At 73.4% G+C, this 19178-nt stretch carries 17 protein-coding genes and 1 pseudogene; 7 read left to right on the top strand and 11 right to left on the bottom strand.

Going from position 1 to position 19178, the window contains the following annotated elements:
- Window positions 1-70 precede the first annotated feature (70 nt).
- Window positions 71-1078, top strand: coding sequence for a translation initiation factor 2 (locus tag OG447_RS19945; RefSeq protein ID WP_323181793.1), 1008 nt, complete (start codon window positions 71-73; stop codon window positions 1076-1078).
- A 100-nt stretch (window positions 1079-1178) separates the two neighbouring features.
- Here OG447_RS19945 and OG447_RS19940 read toward each other — a convergent pair whose 3' ends face one another.
- The 8 genes and pseudogenes from OG447_RS19940 to OG447_RS19905 form a co-directional block, all read right to left on the bottom strand.
- On the bottom strand, window positions 1179-2747 hold the full coding sequence (locus OG447_RS19940; protein WP_266938166.1) for a hypothetical protein: 1569 nt from the start codon (window positions 2745-2747) through the stop codon (window positions 1179-1181).
- 130 nt (window positions 2748-2877) lie between these two features.
- Entirely contained in the window at window positions 2878-3072 is a 195-nt protein-coding gene (locus OG447_RS19935) for a hypothetical protein (protein ID WP_266938165.1), read from the bottom strand.
- Window positions 3073-3171: 99 nt separating this feature from the next.
- Complete coding sequence (locus OG447_RS19930) at window positions 3172-3831, bottom strand: ABC transporter ATP-binding protein (protein WP_266938164.1); 660 nt, start codon at window positions 3829-3831, stop codon at window positions 3172-3174.
- Window positions 3824-4696: an oligopeptide/dipeptide ABC transporter ATP-binding protein gene (locus OG447_RS19925; protein ID WP_266938953.1), complete on the bottom strand. Its 873-nt coding sequence runs from the start codon at window positions 4694-4696 to the stop codon at window positions 3824-3826. The genes OG447_RS19930 and OG447_RS19925 overlap by 8 nt, the downstream gene beginning before the upstream one ends.
- 156 nt (window positions 4697-4852) lie before the next feature.
- Window positions 4853-5137: pseudogene (locus OG447_RS19920) on the bottom strand (ATP-binding cassette domain-containing protein); the annotation flags it as partial.
- Window positions 5138-5775: 638 nt separating this feature from the next.
- On the bottom strand, window positions 5776-6654 hold the full coding sequence (locus OG447_RS19915) for an ABC transporter permease (RefSeq protein WP_266938163.1): 879 nt from the start codon (window positions 6652-6654) through the stop codon (window positions 5776-5778).
- Complete coding sequence (locus OG447_RS19910; protein WP_266938952.1) at window positions 6647-7612, bottom strand: ABC transporter permease; 966 nt, start codon at window positions 7610-7612, stop codon at window positions 6647-6649. Before OG447_RS19910 ends, OG447_RS19915 begins: the two co-directional genes overlap by 8 nt.
- A gap of 121 nt (window positions 7613-7733) precedes the next feature.
- The gene (locus OG447_RS19905; RefSeq protein WP_266938162.1) at window positions 7734-9335 is read right to left on the bottom strand and encodes an ABC transporter substrate-binding protein; all 1602 of its coding nucleotides are present in this window, start codon (window positions 9333-9335) and stop codon (window positions 7734-7736) included.
- 201 nt (window positions 9336-9536) lie between these two features.
- Here OG447_RS19905 and OG447_RS19900 point away from each other — a divergent pair, with 201 nt between their 5' ends.
- The gene (locus OG447_RS19900; protein ID WP_266938161.1) at window positions 9537-10493 is read left to right on the top strand and encodes a fibronectin type III domain-containing protein; all 957 of its coding nucleotides are present in this window, start codon (window positions 9537-9539) and stop codon (window positions 10491-10493) included.
- A 138-nt stretch (window positions 10494-10631) separates the two neighbouring features.
- A complete protein-coding gene (locus OG447_RS19895) occupies window positions 10632-12653 on the top strand; it encodes an NB-ARC domain-containing protein (protein ID WP_266938160.1) in 2022 nt (673 codons plus the stop codon).
- Between the two features lie 143 nt (window positions 12654-12796).
- Here OG447_RS19895 and OG447_RS19890 read toward each other — a convergent pair whose 3' ends face one another.
- Window positions 12797-12982 carry a DUF5999 family protein gene (locus OG447_RS19890; RefSeq protein ID WP_031142052.1) on the bottom strand — a complete coding sequence of 62 codons (186 nt, stop codon included), beginning with the start codon at window positions 12980-12982 and terminating at the stop codon, window positions 12797-12799.
- Between the two features lie 155 nt (window positions 12983-13137).
- On the opposite strand from OG447_RS19890, the gene OG447_RS19885 reads away from it, so the two are divergent.
- Entirely contained in the window at window positions 13138-13608 is a 471-nt protein-coding gene (locus OG447_RS19885; RefSeq protein ID WP_266938159.1) for an SRPBCC family protein, read from the top strand.
- A gap of 194 nt (window positions 13609-13802) precedes the next feature.
- Here the strand turns inward: OG447_RS19885 and OG447_RS19880 are convergent, their stop codons facing one another.
- On the bottom strand, window positions 13803-15035 hold the full coding sequence (locus OG447_RS19880) for an acyl-CoA dehydrogenase family protein (RefSeq protein ID WP_266938158.1): 1233 nt from the start codon (window positions 15033-15035) through the stop codon (window positions 13803-13805).
- 206 nt (window positions 15036-15241) lie between these two features.
- Here OG447_RS19880 and OG447_RS19875 point away from each other — a divergent pair, with 206 nt between their 5' ends.
- Window positions 15242-15886, top strand: coding sequence for a TetR family transcriptional regulator (locus OG447_RS19875; protein WP_266938157.1), 645 nt, complete (start codon window positions 15242-15244; stop codon window positions 15884-15886).
- Between the two features lie 414 nt (window positions 15887-16300).
- Here the strand turns inward: OG447_RS19875 and def are convergent, their stop codons facing one another.
- Window positions 16301-16855: a peptide deformylase gene (def, locus tag OG447_RS19870; RefSeq protein ID WP_266938156.1), complete on the bottom strand. Its 555-nt coding sequence runs from the start codon at window positions 16853-16855 to the stop codon at window positions 16301-16303.
- A gap of 123 nt (window positions 16856-16978) precedes the next feature.
- On the opposite strand from def, the gene OG447_RS19865 reads away from it, so the two are divergent.
- Together OG447_RS19865 and OG447_RS19860 are read left to right on the top strand one after the other, a co-directional pair.
- Window positions 16979-18217 carry a MurT ligase domain-containing protein gene (locus OG447_RS19865; protein ID WP_266938155.1) on the top strand — a complete coding sequence of 413 codons (1239 nt, stop codon included), beginning with the start codon at window positions 16979-16981 and terminating at the stop codon, window positions 18215-18217.
- Window positions 18218-18245: 28 nt separating this feature from the next.
- Window positions 18246-18974 carry a type 1 glutamine amidotransferase gene (locus OG447_RS19860; RefSeq protein ID WP_266938154.1) on the top strand — a complete coding sequence of 243 codons (729 nt, stop codon included), beginning with the start codon at window positions 18246-18248 and terminating at the stop codon, window positions 18972-18974.
- The last annotated feature ends 204 nt before the right edge of the window (window positions 18975-19178 follow it).

Raw genomic sequence — 19178 nt, 5'->3', positions numbered from 1 at the left:
CAGGCCCCTCCCCCGAGATCCTCAGCCTGGGTCATACTCTCATCAACTACCCATGCGTGAAGGGACTTTGATGGCGCAGCGCGACAGGTTCAGTCTGGCCGGCCGGCAGACCGACTGCCATGTCTTCGAGGGGGACGGGACGCGTCCGATCAGCGAGGAGAACGTCCGCGTCCACCACGTTCCGGAGCGGGTGGAGTTCCCCGAGGAGATCGCGGGCTGGCGGCGGGCCATCGAGGACGAGGAGCGGCGCAAGGAGGCGGCGGGCCTGCCGCACCGCTGGAACAACCCCCGCTTCGCCGTGGACCGGCTGGTCGTGACGCGTACGGACAACCAGGAGGCGCCGGTCGCCACGCTCACCCTGCGCGACGCGGACTACTACGACTTCCTCACCACGTCCATCAACCTGGACCGCGCCCAGAAGAACGGGCTGACGCTGCGCGAGCAATACCTGGAGAGCCAGGACCCGGTCGACGCGCCGCCGTACATGTTCTGCAGCTTCGGCGTGAACGTCGCCGTGCGCACCGGCCCGGACGGCAAGGTGCTGTTCTCGCACCGCAGCTCCAAGGTCGTCGGTCCCAACCGGTCGCGCTGGAACTCCTCGGCGAACGAGGGACTGGCGGCCATCCACGACCTGGCGCCCGACGGCCGGATCAGCCTGCACGCCGTGGCCCGCCGCGCCCTGCGCGAGGAGCTGGCGGTCCAGGAGACCGACCCCGTGGACCTGGAGCTGCTCGGCTTCGGGCTGGACCTGCGCAACAACCAGTGGGCGGCCTTCTTCAGCGCCGAACTCCAGGACCTGGACGAGGAGGCGCTGCGCCGCCGCTGGAGCCGGGGCGTCGAGGACAAGTGGGAGCACGACGAGTACGCCTTCGTACCCGCCGATCCCGATGCGGTGCTGTCCTTCATGCTGGACAAGCCCGCCGAGGCCTGGTCCCCGTGCGCGCCCGCTCTCTTCTACCTGGCGTTGGTACGGGCCGCCGTCCGCGGGCGCGGCGGCGACCCGGCCGCCCGGCTGGACGTCGAGGCGGCGGAACTGCGGGTACTGCGCCGCCTGGAGCAGGCCCGGGGCACGGTGTAGGCCCGGTCCCGCCCTGGTCCGGCCCTGGTCCGCCCCCGGTCCGGCCGGCACGGGTCGCGTGCCGGCCGGACACAGGTGCGTGCAGGGGATACGGCGGTGATCAGCCGCCGTCGCGGACCGCGACGATGCCGTTGAAGACGCCGATGTACGCGGTGCCGTCCGGGCCGAGGGTGATCGGGGCCCAGTTGTTGTCGTACAGCGGGCCGGTGCCGGTCAGCCGGCGCCAGCGCCGCTCGCCGGTGCGGAAGTCCACCGCGGTGAGGTACCAGGCGTCGATGCCCCAGGCGTTGGGCTCCTTCTCGTAGAAGTAGAGCAGCCCGTTGGCGGTGGAGAGCTTGGGCACGGTCGATGGCGAGCGGATCCCGCTCTCCCACACGGTGTCGCAGCCGCTGCCGTCGGCGCGGACGTCGATGCGGCTGGCCCCGCCGACGACGGATCTGCCCAGCAGCAGGGTGGTCGGGTTCTCGTACCCGTAGTTGTTCTCGACGACGATGCTGTTTCCCCAGGTGATCAGGGAGTTGTCGGTGGTCGAGGCGCCGGATCCGAAGACGGGGACCTTGCAGACCAGCCGCTGGTCGGCGGGGACGTCCACGCCCCGCTTGTAGACCAGGACGTTCATCCGGTCGTCGGCGTTGTCGGTGATGGCGACGTAGCCGTTGCCGAAGAGGTCCGGGGTGGTGCCCGAACCCTGGTTCACGGAACCGGGTTTGGCGGCGGTGCCGCGGTCGTACGTCTGGCGCCACTGCACCTCGGGGGTGCCGTCTGCGCCGGCGCGGAAGCTGTAGAGGGCGTGGTCGGTGACGATGGAGACGCCGTCCTCGGCGACCGAGAAGGAGTTCTGGATCTCCTCGCCCCGCAGCTGGACGGAGCGGATCAGCGAGGTCGCCGGGTCCACGGTGCCCACCCGACCCTGGCGGGTGACCCACCAGATGCGGCCGTTCCAGTCGGGCATCACGGAGGTGACGGGATCGCAGGTACCGCTGGGCCGCAGGTTGGTCCAGCTGACGCAGTCGTGCGGGACCTGGCCGGTGAGGTCCCAGTCGTCGTCGACGGTGAACTTCCAGCTGCCGTCCGGGCCCTGGCCGTGGGACAGGCGCAGGATGTGCTGGCGGGAGTCGGCCAGCACGGCCCGGTCCTGGTCGTCCAGGTAGAAGTAGGCGCCGCCCGAGGTGTCCTTGAAGATCTTCGCGAAGTCGAGCGAGGTGATCGCCTCGACCGTCGAAGAACGCTGCGGGAGCTGGTACTCCGCGAGCGTGGCGAGCGTACGGGGCTCCAGGAGCTTGACCTTGAAGCCGGAGAAGGTGCCGCAGACGGTGACGATCCGGCCGCCCGAGTCGAAGGTGGCGGTGGCGCATTCGCCGCCGAGGGCGGCGATCTTCTCGCTGGTCACCTGCGGGTTCCTGCCGAGCGGCCCGGACCAGGGCGAGGTGGCGCTCCCGGCCGCGTCGGAGTGCATGCCGCTGCGGCCGTTGGGCGCGAGGAAGGGGTGCTGCGGCGGGGCTTCGCCGGGCAGCGGAGCGGCGGTGGCGGGGCTGCCGTCGTAATGGCTGACCAGCCGGTGGCCTGGCGCCTTGGGTATCTCCTCGGCCTGCGCCGGGGAGATCCCGTACAGCACCGTGAAGGCTGCGAGCACCGGGACCACGGCGCAGTTCAGCGTTCTTCGGAGCATGCGGACTTCCTCCGTTCCTCTTCGTGTTGTTGACAATGCGTCTGACATCGCGCCGCCGCCCGACGCTAGATCGCGGTGTCCGAAGAGTCCATGGAAGTGCCGGATGATTCACGAGCGCGCAACAGTCGCCCTACGGTTTGAGGCTGGACACCACGTTCGCGGTGGCGGCCAGGCCGTTGTGGATGGTCGCGGCCATGCTGCTGCTCGCGAGGTAGAAGCCGAGCAGCACGCAGACGAGGGCGTGCGAGAACTTGAGCCCGCCGCTGCGCACGAAGATCCACGCGAGGACGAGGAGCAGGACGACCACGGAGAGGGAAAGCACCATCGGAAACCTCCTTACTCGGCGCCATGGTGGCGCAGGAGGGGGTGCCTTCGGGCGAAAGACGTGTCCGCCGTACGGGTGTTGACCGTCCGTGACGGGTGGTCAGTCCTTGACGATCTCGTCCCAGCGGGTCGTACGGTCGCACCAGCGCGCGAGCAGCACCGGATCGTGCCCGACCGCGAGGAGCCCGGCGCCCGACTCGGCCCGGTACTCCTCGACCACCCCCACCAGGGCGGCAGTGGTGGAGGCGTCCAGCATCGCGGTCATCTCGTCGCAGACCAGCCAGCGCGGACGCAGCACCAGGGCGCGGGCCAGGCAGGCGCGCTGGAGCTGGCCGTCGCTGACCTCGTGGGGGCGGCGGGTGAGCAGATCCGCGCCGAGGCCGACACGCTCGGCCAACTCTCCGACGGCCGCCTCCACTTCCTTGCGACGGCCCGTCGCGCGCAGCGGTTCGGCGACGAGGTCGTACAGCCGCAGCCGGGGGTCGGCGGACAGCCGCGGCTGCTGGAAGACGACGCCGACCGCGGTGCGCAGGGCGCGCGGGGCGCGGTGGCGGAAGCCGGTCACGGCGTGGCCGTCCAGGGTCACGCTCCCCCGGTCGGGACGGTGCAGCAGGGCGGCGACCCGGGCGAGGGTCGACTTCCCGCAGCCGCTGGGGCCCAGCAGGCCGAGGGACGCGCCGGGGCGCAGGGTGAGGTGCGCGCCGCGCACGACGGGCTCGCGGCGGTCGTACCCGGCGGTGATGTCCTTGAGCTCAAGCATGGTGGCAGGCCGGCCCTTCGGTGAGCACGGGCCGCTCGGCGCGGCAGAGCGCGTCGGCGCGGTCGCAGCGGGGGGCGAAGGCGCAGCCGGGCGGGAGGGCGCCGAGTTCGGGCGGGGCGCCGGGGATGGGGGTGAAGGCGCGTTCGGGGAGGGCTTCGAGGAGCCCGCGGGTGTAGGGGTGGCGGGGACCGGGCGAGCCGAAGAAGGCCCGGGCCGGGGCCAGTTCGACGATCCGTCCGGCGTACATGACGGCGACGGTGTCGGCGATGCGCTCCGCCGCGGCGAGGTCGTGCGTGATCATCAGCAGCGCCCGGCCGGCGTCCCGGGTGTGGGCGCGCAGCTCGTCGGCGGTGCGGTGTACGAGGTCCCGGTCGAGGCCCGTGGTCGGCTCGTCCGCGAGCAGCAGCGGCGCGTCGCCGACGAGGGCGAGGGCGGTGGCGGCGCGCTGGGCGAGGCCGCCGGAGAGTTCGTGCGGGTAGCGGTCGAGGTGGGTGGCGGGGAAGGCCGTGCGGGCGGCCGCCGCCTGTGCCGCTGCGCGCAGCCGGGCGGCGGCGGTACGCGGGCGCCGGGACCCCGGCGGGTTCTCGGCCGGGACGGCCGCCTCCAGCACCGCCCCGCGCAGCCCGGCGGCGGTGCGCGGGCGCGGGAACCACAGCCGGGTCCCGGCGCGGGCGGCCGCCGCCTGCGCGGCCGCGCGCAGCCGGCCGGCGGCGGTGGTGCTCAGGCGCGGGGACCCGGCCGCGATCCCGGCCCCAACGGCCGCCTCCAGTGCCGCCCGGCGCAGCCCGACGGCGGCGGTGCTCGGGCGCGGGGACCCCGGCGCCATCTCGGCCCCGACGGCAGCCCCCTGCGCAGCCCCGCGCAGCCTGGCGGCGGTGCGCGGGTGCCGCCGTGGGGACCCCGGCGGGGTCTTCGGTTCCGGGTGGTCCGGGGGCGCGTCCGCCGCTCCGGCCCGGCCTGTGGAGCCGGCCGGCTCGCTTGGGCCCAGTTCCCGGACGGCCTCCTCCAGGTGGGCCCGGACCGTGCGGACCGGGGTGAGGTGCGCCGCCGGGCTCTGCGGGACCAGGCCGACGCGGCGGCCCCGTACCGTCTCGGCGAGGGTCCGCTCGTCGGCGGCGAGCAGGTCGAGGCCGTCGGCGAGGCGGGCCGACCCCGCGGTCTCGGCGTTGCCCGGGAGCAGGCCGAGCAGGGCGGAGGCGAGCACGGACTTGCCGCAGCCGCTCTCCCCGACGAGGGCCAGGCACTCCCCGGGGCCGAGCCGGAAGCCGGCGTCGCTGACGGCCTCGACGTACCGCCCCGCGGGCATGCGGAAGCGCACGGAGAGCCCCTCGACGACGAGCACATCCGCCACGGCGGACGCGGAGGGCCCGGCGGGGGCGGCGGGCACAGCAAGCCCCGGGGTCGGGGCGGACGTGACGGAGGCGACGGGCCCCGGGGTCGGGGCAAACGCGGCAGGCGCGGCGGAGGCGGAGGGCCCCGGAATCGGGGCGGATGCGGCGGGCGCTGGGGCCGTGGCGACCCCGGCGGGGGCGGCGGGGGCGGCGGGCACCGCAGGCCCCGGGGGCGCGGAGGGCCCGGCAGGCCCCCGGGGCGCGGCGGACCCGGACGCGGCAGGCGCGGCAAGCCCCGGGGTCGGGGCGGACGCGGATGCTGCGGGCGCGGTAGGCGCGGCGGGGGTCGGGGCCGTGGCCACCCCGGCGGGGGCGGCGGGCGCGGCAGCGGCAGGCACGGCGGGCACCGCAAGCCCCGAGGTCGGGGCGGACGCGGCAGGCCCGAAGGGCGCGGCAGGCCCCGGGGTCGCGGCGGACCCGGACGCGGCAGGCCCGGCGGACGCTGGTGGCACGGCGGGCTCAGGCGCCGCAGGCTCGGCGGACGCCGGGGGCGCGGCGGGCTCAGGCGCGGCAGGCCCTGGGGTCGCCGAGGGCCCGGTGGGGTGGGGGTGGTTCACAGGGTCAGCTCCGAGCGGCGGCGGGGGTTGAGGCGGTCGCGCCAGGCGCCCGCGAGGCCCGCGATGGCCAGGGTCGGGACGATCAGCAGGAGGCCGGGGAAGAGCGTGGGCCACCAGTCGCCGGCCAGCAGGGAACCCCGGGCGCTCTGGACGAGCCCGCCGAGGCTGGCCTGGTGGGCCGGGAGTCCCAGCCCCAGGAAGGACAGCGCGGACTCGTGCCACATCGCGTGCGGGACCATCAGCACGGCGGCCAGGCCCGCCTGCGGGAGGACGCCCGGCACCAGGTGCCGTACGGCGATCCGCCACCGTGAGGCGCCGCCCGAGACCGCCGCGTCCACGTAGGGCCGGCCCCGCAGGGACAGAACCTCCGCGCGGACGATGCGAGCCGTCGACAGCCAGTGGGTCGCGGCGACGGAGGCGACCACCGGCCACACCCCCGGGCGGAACATCGCCACGATGAAGATGCCCAGCAGCAGGTGCGGGATCGAGGACAGCGCGTCCACCAACCGCATCACCAGGCGGTCCGTCCAGCCGCCCAGCGCACCGGCCGCCGCGCCCACGGCGGTGCCGATCACGGTGGCGGCCAGCGCCGCCACCAGGCCGATGCCCAGCGAGACCCGCAGCCCGTAGACGCACCTCAGCAGCAGGTCGCGCCCGACGTCGTCCGTCCCGAAGGGATGGGCCCAGGACGGTGGAAGGAGCTTTGCCGACAAGTCGACCGCCTGCTGGTCCAGCCGCACGAGCGGCGGGACCACCAGCACCGCCGCCACGACCAGCGCGACGGTCACCGCCGAGGCCCGCACGCGCAGCTTCCGCGTCGAACGCCGGGTGGTGCCCGCAGACTTCCACACCCGGCCGGCCGTCGGCTCAGCCATCGAAGCCCACCCTCGGATCGGCCAGCCCGTAGAGCAGGTCGGACAGCAGGTTCCCCGCCAGCACGGCCGCCGTGGCCAGCACGGTCAGGGCCGCCAGCAGCGGGAAGTCCACCGAGGTCGCCGCCTGTACGGTCGCCGCGGCGATGCCCGGCCAGCTGAAGACGGTCTCCACCAGCAGCGCGCCGGTGATCAGTTCCGGGACCCGCGAGCCGACCAGGGTCAGCATCGGCAGCATGCCGGAGCGGAGCCCGTGCCCGAGCAGCACGGTCCGCTCCGCCAGACCCCGCGCGCGGGCCCCGCGTACGGGGTCCTCCGCCAGCGCGTCGGCCACGCCCTGGCGGACGTACAGGAAGAACCACGGGAGTTGCGAGGCGCCCAGCACCAGCGCGGGAAGGACCAGGTGCGTGGCGACCTGCCCGAGGGTGACCACGTCGCTGCCCGCGTCCGTCAGCCCCCCGGAGGGCAGGGCCCCCAGCCGTACCGAGAAGAACCAGATGGCCAGCAGGCCCAGCCAGAAGGCCGGGGCCGCTTCCAGGGTGTACGCGAGCCCGGACACGGCCCGGTCCAGCGCACCGCCCGGCCGGCGCGCGGCCAGCACTCCGAGCGCCGTGCCCGCGAGCACCGCCACGGTGAAGGCGCAGGCGGCGAGCAGCGCGGACCAGCCGACCCGTTCGGCGATGACGTCGGCCACCGGCTGCCGCATCACGGAGGAGGTGCCGAGGTCGCCGGTGAGCGCCGAGGTGAGCCAGTCCCACCAGCGTGTGACCAGCGGCTGGTCCACGCCGAGGTTGGCCCGCAGCTCGTCGAGGCGGTCCTGGGAGGCGGTGAGGCCCGCGGTGCCGGCGTACGCCTTGACGGGGTCGAAGGGGGCCAGCGCGGCGACGGCGAAGACCCCGAAGGTGACGGCGAGCAGGACGGGGGCGGCGAAGAGGGTCCGCCGCCCCGCCATGCGCGCCATCGGCGCCCAGGGGAGGCGGCCGGAGCGGGAGGTCACTCAGGGCCTGCCTTTCGGGTCAGGCCGGGCCCGCGGTGTCCGGTGGTTGATCCGGCCCGACCCGAAAGACAGGCCCTGGCTCGGCTCACTTCTGCTTCGGCTTCCAGCTCTCGACGTTCCACCACGGGCCGGAGCCCAGGCCGTGGTCGTGCGGCTCGACCTGGGTGGTGAGCCCCTCCCACTTGTCGTTCACGACGTACAGGTGGTCGATGTGGGTGAGGAAGACGTAGCCCGGGTTCTTCACGAGCTCGCGCTGCACGGTGTCGTACGCCGCCTTGCGCGCGGCCGGGTCGCCGCTCCTGCGGGCGTCGCCGAGGGCCCGGTCCACAGTCGCGTTGTCGTACCAGGCCATGTTGTTGAAGCCGTCGCCCGCGAGCGAGGAGGTCAGCAGCTGGTACTGGTCGAAGTCCGGGTCGGCCGGGGAGCCGCCGCCCGCGAGGACCGCCTCGGTCTTCATCCGGGGCTCGATGACCTCCCAGGTCCCGGCCTCGGTCCTGACCTCGATGCCGGCCTTCTTGGCATCGGAGGCGAAGGCGAGCGCGTGGTCCTGGCGGATCTTGTCGCCGGAGGTGTACCAGAGCGGGAAGGAGGCGCGGACCCCGTCCTTGACGCGGATGCCGTCCTCGCCCGCCTTCCAGCCCGCGTCGTCGAGGATCCGCCGCGCCCTGTCCAGGTCGTACGCGCGCTCGGTGCCGGCCGTGAACCACGGGCTGCCGGTGGGCACCGGGCCGTACGCGGGCTTGCCCGCGCCCTCGAGGAGCTTGTCGACCATGGCGCCCCGGTCCACGGCGATGTCCAGCGCCTGGCGGACGGCCACGTCACCGGTGACCTTGTGCTGTGTCGACAGGGTCACGTTGCGGTAGTCGAAGGTCTTGGCCGCGTAGGTCGTGCGCGTCCTGTCCTTCTCGAAGCCCTTGGCGAGGTTGGGCGGCAGGATCGCCGCGTCCAGCTCACCGGAGCGCAGCCGGGTGACGCGTACGTCGTCGTCCTTGATGACGGCCATGGTGAACTTCTTCACGGCGGGTTCGCCGCCCCAGTACCCGGGGTTGGCCTTGAAGCTGAGCTTCTCGCCCTTGGACCAGCCGGTGAGCAGGTAGGGGCCGGTGCCGACGGGCCGTGTGGCGAAGTCCCCGCTGTTGACGTCCTGCCGGCCCGCCACGTGCTCGGGGGCGATCGGCAGCACCGTGCGCTCGGCGAAGGGCGCGTAGGGGTACTTCAGCGTGAAGACGACCGTGTCCTCGCCCCGTGCCTCGACGGACTCGATGGCGTCCAGCTCGGTCTTCGACGCGTTGTTCGTCTTCGGGTCGAGGATCGTCCGGTAGGTGAAGACGACGTCCTTGGCGGAGAAGGGCTCCCCGTCGCTGAACTTCACGCCCTGGCGCAGCGCGTAGGTGTAGGTGCGTCCGTCCGCGGAGACCTCGGGCAGGGCCTGGGCCAGCGCGGGCCGCAGCCTCATGTCCGCGTCGTGCGTGAGCAGCCCGTCGAAGATCTTGGAGTTGCCGTCCTTGCCGTAGCCGAGCAGCGGGCTGAGGCTCTCCGGCTCGGTGGCGATGCCGACCACGGCGGCGGACCCTCCCGCGGTGCCCGCCGCGGTACCCCCGGAGGGGTTCGAGCAGGCCGCCACGCCCGTGATGAGTGCGGCGGCCAGCGTCGCGCCGGCCACTCCCCGTACTGTCCGGGCCGTCATGCTGTGCACATCCCTGTTTGCGATCATCCGCTATTGCAAAGAGATCGCAATAATGCCAGACGGGAACAGAAGAAGACGAACCAGGTCACATCGGCGGCCACTTCCGACCGGCAGACCGGAGGCGCACGGGTCTTGCCGCGCCTCCGGTCCGCATGCCATATATGTCTAGACCTTTACGAGGACGCGGAGGAAGGCACCCCCGTGCGACGCACCACCCCCACGCTCGCCCTCTGCCTGGCCCTCTGCGGCCTGGCCGTGTCGGCCGGGTGTACCGCGGCCGACACCGACCCCCCGCCCGCTCCGACCGGGCTCACCGCGCAGGCCGGCAGCGCCACCACCGTGCACGTCATGTGGGAGGCTGCGGCGGCCGGCGACGGGGTGACCGGCTACCAGGTCTTCCAGGCCGGCCGGCTGGTCCGCGAGCTCCCCGCCGAGAAGACCATGACGGACGTCACCGGGCTCACCCCGCAGACCGGTTACGCCTTCGCCGTCCGGGCCGAGGACGCCGCCGGGAACCTGTCCCCGGAGACGGTGGCCGCCCAGGTGACCACCCCTGCGGCCAAGGCCGAGGACCGCGCGGCGCCCACCGCCCCGGCGGCCACCACGGGCCGCGCGACCGGGCCCCGCGCCGCCCGGGTGTCCTGGTCCATGGCGACGGACGACACCGGCGTGACGGCGTACGACGTCTACCAGGGCGGCGTCCGGATCCACACCGCCGGCCCCGGTGAGAGCGGCACCGCCCTCACCGGCCTCCAGCCGGACACCGTCTACACCTTCACCGTCCGGGCCCGGGACGGGGCGGACAACTCCTCCCCCGACGGTCCCGCGGTGGACGTGACGACCCCGCCCGCCTCCGGCGAGGGGCCCGGCACCGCGCCCGCCGATTTCACCGCGGTCGCGTCGACGGGCGCGGTCACACTGACCTGGACGGCCCCCGACACCGGACGGGAGACCAGCGAGTACCAGCTCTACGTCAACGAACAGCCCACGACCGTCATCCAGTTCGGTGCCGGCGCCATCCCGAGCGGCAAGGCCGAACACCGGCTGACGGTGACCGAGCCGGCCGGTACGGTGTGGGCCGTGAAACTGCGGGCCCGGCTGCCCGACGGCAACTGGGGCGCCTTCTCGGCGGAACGGCGGATCGTTCTCGTAGCGTGAAACATGGCTGAGGTTCTGGCCGGATCGGCACTGCCGTGAACGAAGGTCACGCACAATACATCCGTGTTCGGTGAGTACTCGGTCAACAACAATCAGGCAGGATCCGCGGGCGGCGGCGCTGCGCCAGACTCTGGCGCCGTGCCGGGAAACCTGCCGCCGGAATCGGCGAGCTTCGTCGGCCGGGAGAACGAACTCGGCTTGATCCACGACCTGTTGCGGGAGCGAAGACTGGTCACCCTCACCGGGGTGGGCGGTGTGGGCAAGTCCCGCCTCGCCCTGCGCGCCGTCACCGACGCCCGCCAGGCGCGGCCCGACGGCGTCTGGTGGGTGGAGCTGTCACCGCTGCGCGACCCCAGCCTGCTCACCACCACGGTCGCCCACGCCGTGGGCCTCGCCGACCACTCCGCGCGCCCCCTCGACGAGGAGCTGTGCGCCTGGATGGCCGACAAGGAACTCCTCCTCGTCCTCGACACCTGCGAGCACCTGGTGGCCGACTGCCGGCACCTCGTGGGCGAACTCCTCCAGTCCGCACCTGGCTTGACGGTGCTGATCACCTCCCGGGAGCCGCTCGGCTCCCCCGGCGAGACCCTCGTCGAAGTCCGCCCGCTGCCCTGCGAGGGGCCCGACAGCGACGCCCTCGTCCTCTTCCGGGCCCGCGCCCTCTCCGCGACCGCCCGGGCTGCGGCCGCCTTCGAGGACCCCGAGCGGTCCGCCGTCGCGGTCGAGGTGTGCCGCCGCCTGGACGGGATCCCGCTCGCGCTGGAACTCGCCGGCGCCCGGCTGCGGTTGTGGACCCTGGAGCAGATGGCCGAGCGGCTCGGCACGCGCCTGGACGTGCTGTCCGGCGCCCCGGCCGCGCTGCCGCCCCGGCACCAGACGATGCGGACCACGATCGGCTGGAGCCACGAACTGTGCGAGCCGGTGGAACGCCTGCTGTGGGCCCGGCTCTCCGTCTTCACCGGGGACTTCGACGTCGCCGCGGCCCGCGCCGTGTGCGCCGGCGGGCCGCTGCCCGCCTCGCGGGTGGAGCGGGTCCTGGCGGGCCTGGTCGCCAAGTCGGTGGTCCGGTGCACCGACGAGCGGGGCGCCGGGACCCGTTACCGGATGCTCGACACGATCCGCGAGTACGGGCACGACTGGCTGGAGGAGCTCGGCGAGGTCCGGATCACCGCCGACCGCCACGCCCACTGGTACGCGGCCCTCTGCCAGGCCGCCGACCGCGGCTGGCTTGGCCCGGCCCAGGTGGACTGGTACCGCAGGACGACCGCCGAGCACCCGCAGCTGCGTACGGCCCTGGAGCACCTGCTGGGCTCCGACCCGACGGCCGCGCTGGAAATGGCCGGGGCCCTGTGGTTCTTCTGGTTCGCGTGCGGGCACGTCCACGAGGGCCGGAACTTCCTCGAGCGGGCGCTGCGGGCCGCCCCGCACACCGGGGCCGCGTACACCCAGGCGCTGTGGGCGCTCGGGCTGACGACCCTGCTCCAGGGCGACCTGGCCGCGTCCCGGGAGCTGGGCCTGGAGTGCACCCGGGAGGCGGCCCGGCTGGCGGATCCCGAGCGGGAGCTGCGGGCGGCCTATCTGCACGCCGTGGCGGTGCTCATGCCTGGGGACCCCGTACGGGCCCTGGAACTCGCCGGTCCGCGGGCCCGGGCGGGCCACGGCGGCCGGACCAGCGCGCCCGGCTGGCTCCTGTGCCGGCTGGCCACCGGGTACGCCCTGTGCGACCTCCAGCGCTACGAGGAGGCGGCCGAGGAGGCCCGGGCCCTGCGGGAGGCCTGCGCGGAGCTGGGCGAGCGCTGGCTGCGGGCGTACGCGGACTACATCCTGGCGGTGTCGGCGCTGGGCCTCGGCCACCACGGGGAGGCCGCCCGGCACGTAAGGGCGATGCTCTCCGGGAAACGGCTGCTCGGCGACCGCTTCGGCATCGCGCTGGGGCTGGACCTGCTGGCGGCGGCGGTGGCGGCGCTGGGTGACGGGGAACTGGCGGCCCGCCTGCTGGGCACGGGGCACGCCTGGTGGCGCACGGTGGGCAGGCCACAGATGGGCTCGCCCTCACTGACGGCCCTGCGGGACCAGGGCGAACGCCAGGCCCGGGAGGCGATCGGCGACGCCGCCTTCGAGGCGGCGTTCCTGGGCGGCGCGGCAGCGTCCACCGGCTGAGCGGCAGCCGGTGGACCGGGTAACTCCTGGGCTCCCGTCAGTACGGGAGGGGTCTGCCCGACGGTGTGCGCAGGTCCAGGTCTCGGGGGGCGGGCTTCGGGACGGGCTTGCGGATCAGCTGCTGGCGCATGCTGCCTCCTCGCTCAGACAAGGGCCGGGCGGCGGGGTTCCACCGCGCGGCCGTCGGGGAGCAGTTCACCGGTGTCGTCGAAGACGACGGCGCCGTTGCAGAGCAGGCTCCAGCCCTGTTCGGGGTGGAAGGCCACCGTGCGGGCGGCATCATGGTCGGCGCTGTCGGCCGTAGGGCAGGGGGGCTGGTGGGAGCACATGGCGCACCTCCTCGCAGAGTGGGGCGGGAGGGCCGGTGGTCACCCGGTCGAATCCGCGATCCACGGTGGCGGTGAGTATTGCTGATCGCCACCCCTGGACGGAACCCATATTCGCGGTCCAGTTCAGGGTGTGTATGCCCGATTACCATGCGCTCATGCCCGTTATCCGGATCGTTCACCGCACGTTCCTCCCGCCGGCCGAGGCGTGGTCGCGGCTGACGGACTGGGAACGGCACGGCGCGCAGGTCCCCCTCACCCGGACGATCATCGGGACGGCGCCCCCGACCCGGGTCGGAACGGTCTTCACGGCGCGGACGGGCGTGGGCAGGATCACCTTCGACGACCCGATGGAGGTCGTCGTCTGGCAGGCCCCGACGACGGCGGGCGCGCCGGGACTGGTCCGACTGGAGAAGCGCGGCCGGGTGGTGACGGGCTGGGCGGAGATCGCGATCCGGCCGGACCCCGCCGGGGGCAGCGAGGTCCACTGGCACGAATCCCTGCGCGTACGCCCGCTCCCCCGCCTCCTGGACCCCCTGGTCACGGCGGCCGGCCGCGCCCTCTTCACCCGCGCCCTGCGCCGCCTGCTTCCGCCTGGGCCCGGCAACTCCAGCCTCGCCGGCGCTTGAGCCGCCTCCCCAGCCCCGCCGGCGTTCGAGCGCGCCTCCCCAGCCCCGCCGGCGTTTGAGGCGCGGGGTCTGGGGCGGAGCCCCAGGAACCCGGCTCCGCCGGGCACCGGGCTCTGCCCGGACCCGCGCCTCAAACGCCGGCGAGGCTGGGTTTGCCCGGCGGGGCCGCGCGGGAGTCCGTCCGGGCACAGCGCCTAGCGGATCGGCATGTCGGAGATCGTCCGCGCGATCACCAGCCGCTGGATCTCGCTCGTCCCCTCGAAGATGGTGTAAATGGCGCTGTCGCGGTGCATGCGCTCCACCGGGTACTCGCGGGTGAAGCCGTTGCCGCCGAGGATCTGGACCGCCTGGGCGGTGACCTTCTTGGCCACCTCGCTCGCGAAGAGCTTCGACATCGAGCCCTCCGCCGAGGTGAAGGGCCGGCCCGCGACCGCCATCCAGGAGGCCCGCCACACGAGCAGCCGGGCCGCGTCGATCTGGGTCCGCATGTCGGCGAGCTGGAAGGCCACGCCCTGGTTGTCGATGATCGGGCGGCCGAACTGGGTGCGGGTCTTCGCGTAGTCGAGGGCCACCTCGTACGCGGCGCGCGCGGTGCCGACGGCCATGGCGCCGACCGCCGGCCGCGAGGCTTCGAAGGTGGCCATGGCAGCGTTCTTCACCCGCTCGCCGGCGCCTCCGCTGCGCGCCCGCTCACGGGCCCGGGCGAGCCGCTCGTCCAGCTTCTCCTTGCCGCCGAGGAGGCAGGAGCCGGGGACCCGTACGTCCTCCAGTACCACCTCGGCTGTGTGCGAGGCCCGGATGCCGTGCTTCTTGAACTTCTGCCCCTGGGCGAGGCCCGGCGTGTTCGGCGGCACGATGAAGGAGGCGTGCCCCTTGCTGCCCAGCTCCGGGTCGACGACGGCCACGACGATGTGGACGTTGGCTATGCCGCCGTTGGTCGCCCAGGTCTTGGTGCCGTTCAGCACCCACTCGTCCTTGGCCTGGTCGTAGACGGCGCGGGTGCGCATCGCGCCCACGTCGGAGCCCGCGTCCGGCTCGGAGGAGCAGAAGGCGGCGACCTTCACGTCGTCCGGGGTCCCGTACATCTGCGGGATCCACGTGCCGATCTGCTCCTCGGTGCCGTTGGCGACGACGCCGATGGCCGCGAGGCCGGTGCCGACGATCGACAGTGCGATGCCCGCGTCGCCCCAGAAGAGCTCCTCCATGGCCATCGGGATGCCGAGGCCGGTGGGGTCGAAGAACTGCTGGGCGTAGAAGTCCAGCGAGTAGATGCCGACCTTCGCGGCCTCCTGGATGACGGGCCAGGGAGTCTCTTCGCGCTCGTCCCATTCCGCGGCCGCGGGCCGGATCACATCGGCGGCGAAGCCGTGGATCCAGTCCCGTACCTGCTTCTGGTCGTCGTTGAGCTCCATGGTGAACTCCGCCATGTCCCCTCCAGCTGTCTGTGCTCGTCCAAGTGCATGTTACTACCGGTAACCACCACGGCGGCCACAGTCTGTTACCAGCGAGTAAGCACTGTCAAGCAGGGCCGGGACCACCCGGGAGGCGGCCGCCGATTCGATCGCCAGGGTGTGCGGGGTGTTACGTTGCGTGGGCGTCACGCACATCGCAAGGGCGGGGAGAGAAACAGGTCATGGAGATCACGCAGCGGGCCGGCGAGCCGGGAGCGGCCGAACGGCGGCGGCGGGAACTGCTCGAAGCGGCCGACCGGGTCGTACTCAGGGACGGACCCAAGGCGTCCATGAACGCCATCGCGGCGGAGGCGGGCATCACCAAGCCCATCCTCTACCGGCACTTCGGCGACAAGGCCGGTCTCTACCAGGCGCTCGCCGTCCGGCACACGGACGCCCTGCTCGACTCCCTGCGCGCGGCGCTCGACGCCCCGGCCGAACGTCGGCAGCGCGTGGAGGCCACCCTCGAGACCTACCTCGCCGCCATCGAGGCCCGCCCGCAGGTCTACCGCTTCCTGATGCACCCGGCCGAGGACGCGCAGGCCACCGAGCGTGGTTTCGACGTCGGCCAGCACTCGGCGCCGCTGCTGCGCCGGCTCGGCGAGGAACTGGCCCAGGTGATCGGCGAACGGGTGGACCTCGGCCCGGGCGGCGAACGCCTCGCCCGTGTCTGGGGCCACGGCATCGTCGGCATGATGCACGCGGCCGGCGACTGGTGGCTCGGTGAACGCCCTTGCTCCCGCGAGGAGTTGGTCGCCGGCCTCACCGACCTCCTGTGGGGTCGCCTGGCCACCGCCGGCAACCGCGCGGACGGCCCCGGCTTCTAGCCGTTCCAGCTTCGGCCGGACCATCTCGGCTCCGCCGGGGCCACTTCCAGCCCAGGCCCGACCACCCCGCCTCCACCGGGGCCACCTCCAGCCCAGGCCCGACCATCCCGCCTCCGCCGGGGGCAACTCCAGCCCCGCCGGGGGGCAACTCCAGCCTCGCCGGGGGGCAACTCCAGCCTCGCCGGCGTTTGAGGCGCGGGGTCTGGGGCAGAGCCCCAGGAACCCGGCTCCGCCGGGCACCGGGCTCCGCCCGGACCCGCGCCTCAAACGCCGGCGAGGCTGGAATGCTGCCGCCCGAGGCCGCGTTCGCGAAGCTGGGCTTGGCCAGGCGAGGCCAGGCCAGGGTTGGCCAGACCAGGCCAGGTTTGGCCAGGCAAGGCCGAATTCGGCCGGACGAGCCGAGGCCGGATGCGGCTAGCCGCGCAGCGGGCCGGCGCGCCACGGGGCCTTGCGGATCGCCCGCCGCAGGCGCCGCGCCCGCAGCCCCGTCACGCGGTCCGCGTACACCGCGCCGCCCAGGTGATCGCACTCGTGCTGAAGGCAGCGCGCGAAGAACCCGGTCCCGGTGATCCGGACCGCGGCCCCGTCGGAGGTGACCCCTTCGACGACCGCCCGGTCGAAGCGGGCCGTCCCCGCCTCCAGCCCCGGCAGCGACAGACAGCCCTCCGGCCCGAGGAACTCGTCCCCGTCGGCAACGACCAGGCGGGGGTTGACGACGTGCCCGACGTGCCGGACGTCCTCGTCGTCGGGGCAGTCGTAGACGAACACCCGCTGCCCGACCCCGATCTGGTTCGCGGCGAGGCCTACGCCCTGGTGGGCGTACATCGTCGCGAACATGTCCTCGATGAGCCGGTCGAGGGCCGGACCGAACTCGGTGACCTCCGCGCAGGCCGAGTGGAGCACCGGATCGCCCAGCAGGCTCATGGTGCGGACGATGCCGGAGGTACCGGGGATGGGGCGCTGTCGCATGGCCGTAAGGGTACGACGGGCGACTATATGAGGAGATCTGTGGCGGGGTGGGGGCGCCGCGGTCAAGGCTCCGGCAGGTACTGGATAGGCTGGGGCCGACCGACGCAAGGAGGACAAGGGACGATGGCAGGCAACACAGAGCCGCTTTCGCCGCGGGCCAAGCTGGCCGTGACGGCGGGCAAGGCCGCGGCGGCGGTGTCGCGGGCCGCGGGACGCGGAAGCGGATCGGTGATCGGTGGCAAGGTCGCACTCAGGCTCGACCCCGATCTCCTCGGAGCGCTGGCGCAGCATCTCGATGTCGTCCTCGTCTCCGCGACGAACGGCAAGACCACGACGACCCGGCTGATCGCGGAGGCCCTGCGGGCCAGCGGTCCGGTCGTCTCCAACGCGCTGGGCGCGAACATGCCGGCCGGCATCACCTCGGCGCTGGCGGGCGGCTCGGACGCCAAGTACGGCGTCATCGAGGTCGACGAGAAGTACCTGGCCGGAGTGGCCCGGGACGTCACCCCCAAGGTGATCGCCCTGCTGAACCTCTCGCGCGACCAGCTGGACCGCGCCGCCGAGACCCGCATGCTCGCGGAGAAGTGGCGAGAGGGCCTCTCGGGCTCGAAGGCGGTCATCGTCGCGAACTGCGACGACCCGCTGATCGTCTGGTCGGCCTCCTCCTCGCAGAACGTGGTGTGGGTCGCGGCCGGCCAGGAGTGGAAGGACGACGCCTGGTCGTGCCCCTCCTGCGGCGGCGTGATGCAACGCCCGGGCGACGACTGGTTCTGCGGCGAGTGCGGTTTCCGCCGCCCCACCCCCAGCTGGGTGCTCTCCGGCGACCACGTGCTCGACCCGCACGGCAGCGCCTGGCCGATCCACCTCCAGCTGCCCGGCCGCGCCAACAAGGCGAACGCCGCCACCTCGGCCGCCGTGGCCGCGGTCTTCGGCGTCCCGCCGCAGGTCGCGCTGGAGCGGATGTACCAGGTGCAGGCCGTGGCCGGCCGCTACGACGTGGTGAGCTTCCAGGGCCGCGAACTGCGGCTGCTGCTCGCGAAGAACCCGGCCGGCTGGCTGGAGACGTTCTCGCTGATCGACCCGCCGCCGACCCCGGTGATCCTCTCGGTGAACGCGCGCGGCGCCGACGGCACCGACACCTCCTGGCTGTGGGACGTGGACTACCCGCGCCTGGCGGGCCACCCGATCTTCGTGATCGGCGACCGCAAGCTGGACCTGGCGGTCCGCCTGGAGGTCGCCGGCCTGGACTTCCGGGTGTGCGAGACCCTCGACGAGGCCGTGCAGCTGGCGCCGCCCGGACAGATCGAGCTGATCGCCAACTACACCGCCTTCCAGGACGTACGCCGCCGCGTCGGCAACTAGACCCGTCAGAAACGCAGAGGACAAGAGCATGAGCGACAACAGCCTGCGTCTGGTGTGGGTCTACCCCGACCTGCTCAGCACGTACGGAGACCAGGGCAACGCCCTCGTGGTGGAGCGCCGGGCGCGTCAGCGCGGCCTGGACGTGCAGCGCGTGGACGTGCGCAGCGACCAGCCGATCCCCACCTCGGGCGACATCTACCTGATCGGTGGCGGTGAGGACCGGCCGCAGCGGCTGGCCGCGGAGCGGCTGCTGCGCGACGGCGGTCTGGAGCGGGCCGTCTCGAACGGGGCGATCGTCTTCTCCGTCTGCGCCGGGTACCAGATCCTCGGCAACGAGTTCGTGAACGACATGGGCGAGCGCCAGCAGGGCCTCGGCCTGCTGGACGTCGTCACCGTGCGCGGCGAGGGCGAGCGGTGCGTCGGCGACGTCCTGGCGGACATCGACCCGCGCCTGGGCCTGCCGCAGCTGACGGGCTTCGAGAACCACCAGGGCGTCACCCACCTCGGTCCGACGGCGCGGCCGTTCGCCCGGGTGAGCATGGGCCGCGGCAACGGCACCGGCGACGGCACCGAAGGCGCGTACAACGACACGGTGTTCGGCACCTACATGCACGGCCCCGTGATGGCGCGCAACCCGCACATCGCGGACCTGCTGCTGAAGCTGGCCCTCGACGTGAACGCGCTGCCGGCCATAGACGACCGGTGGTACGACGCGCTGCGCGCCGAGCGCATCGCGGCGGCGACGCAGCCCGCGTAGCGCCCTGCGGGCCGCTCATCGGGGCGGCCCCGTCATCATGTGTTCGGCCCGGTTTTCCCTAGGGGGAACCGGGCCGACGTGGTTTCGTACGACGAGTGCGACCAGCATGTGGAGGATGGTTCAGCCCACCGCTCCACCGCTTGTAGGGTGGCCGTAGTTCCCACCGGACGACGTGGTCCGGTCGTCGGCCCACGTTGCAAAGGT

The sequence above is a fragment of the Streptomyces sp. NBC_01408 genome, assembly GCF_026340255.1.
Lineage (GTDB): Bacteria > Actinomycetota > Actinomycetes > Streptomycetales > Streptomycetaceae > Streptomyces.
Note: the sequence above shows the minus strand (reverse complement) of the source record. Positions and strands in the feature narration are given on the sequence as shown.

Bases quoted from the DNA above. Each gene is read 5' to 3' on its own strand.
- OG447_RS19885 (WP_266938159.1), top strand. From the start codon at position 13,138: ATGCCCGTTATCCGGATCGTTCACCGCACGTTCCTCCCGCCGGCCGAG.
- OG447_RS19930 (WP_266938164.1), bottom strand. From the start codon at position 3,831: ATGCTTGAGCTCAAGGACATCACCGCCGGGTACGACCGCCGCGAGCCC.
- def (WP_266938156.1), bottom strand. From the start codon at position 16,855: ATGCGACAGCGCCCCATCCCCGGTACCTCCGGCATCGTCCGCACCATG.
- OG447_RS19910 (WP_266938952.1), bottom strand. From the start codon at position 7,612: ATGGCGCGCATGGCGGGGCGGCGGACCCTCTTCGCCGCCCCCGTCCTG.
- OG447_RS19935 (WP_266938165.1), bottom strand. From the start codon at position 3,072: ATGGTGCTTTCCCTCTCCGTGGTCGTCCTGCTCCTCGTCCTCGCGTGG.
- OG447_RS19945 (WP_323181793.1), top strand. From the start codon at position 71: ATGGCGCAGCGCGACAGGTTCAGTCTGGCCGGCCGGCAGACCGACTGC.
- OG447_RS19890 (WP_031142052.1), bottom strand. From the start codon at position 12,982: ATGTGCTCCCACCAGCCCCCCTGCCCTACGGCCGACAGCGCCGACCAT.
- OG447_RS19940 (WP_266938166.1), bottom strand. From the start codon at position 2,747: ATGCTCCGAAGAACGCTGAACTGCGCCGTGGTCCCGGTGCTCGCAGCC.
- OG447_RS19915 (WP_266938163.1), bottom strand. From the start codon at position 6,654: ATGGCTGAGCCGACGGCCGGCCGGGTGTGGAAGTCTGCGGGCACCACC.
- OG447_RS19860 (WP_266938154.1), top strand. From the start codon at position 18,246: ATGAGCGACAACAGCCTGCGTCTGGTGTGGGTCTACCCCGACCTGCTC.
- OG447_RS19880 (WP_266938158.1), bottom strand. From the start codon at position 15,035: ATGGCGGAGTTCACCATGGAGCTCAACGACGACCAGAAGCAGGTACGG.
- OG447_RS19865 (WP_266938155.1), top strand. From the start codon at position 16,979: ATGGCAGGCAACACAGAGCCGCTTTCGCCGCGGGCCAAGCTGGCCGTG.
- OG447_RS19905 (WP_266938162.1), bottom strand. From the start codon at position 9,335: ATGACGGCCCGGACAGTACGGGGAGTGGCCGGCGCGACGCTGGCCGCC.
- OG447_RS19875 (WP_266938157.1), top strand. From the start codon at position 15,242: ATGGAGATCACGCAGCGGGCCGGCGAGCCGGGAGCGGCCGAACGGCGG.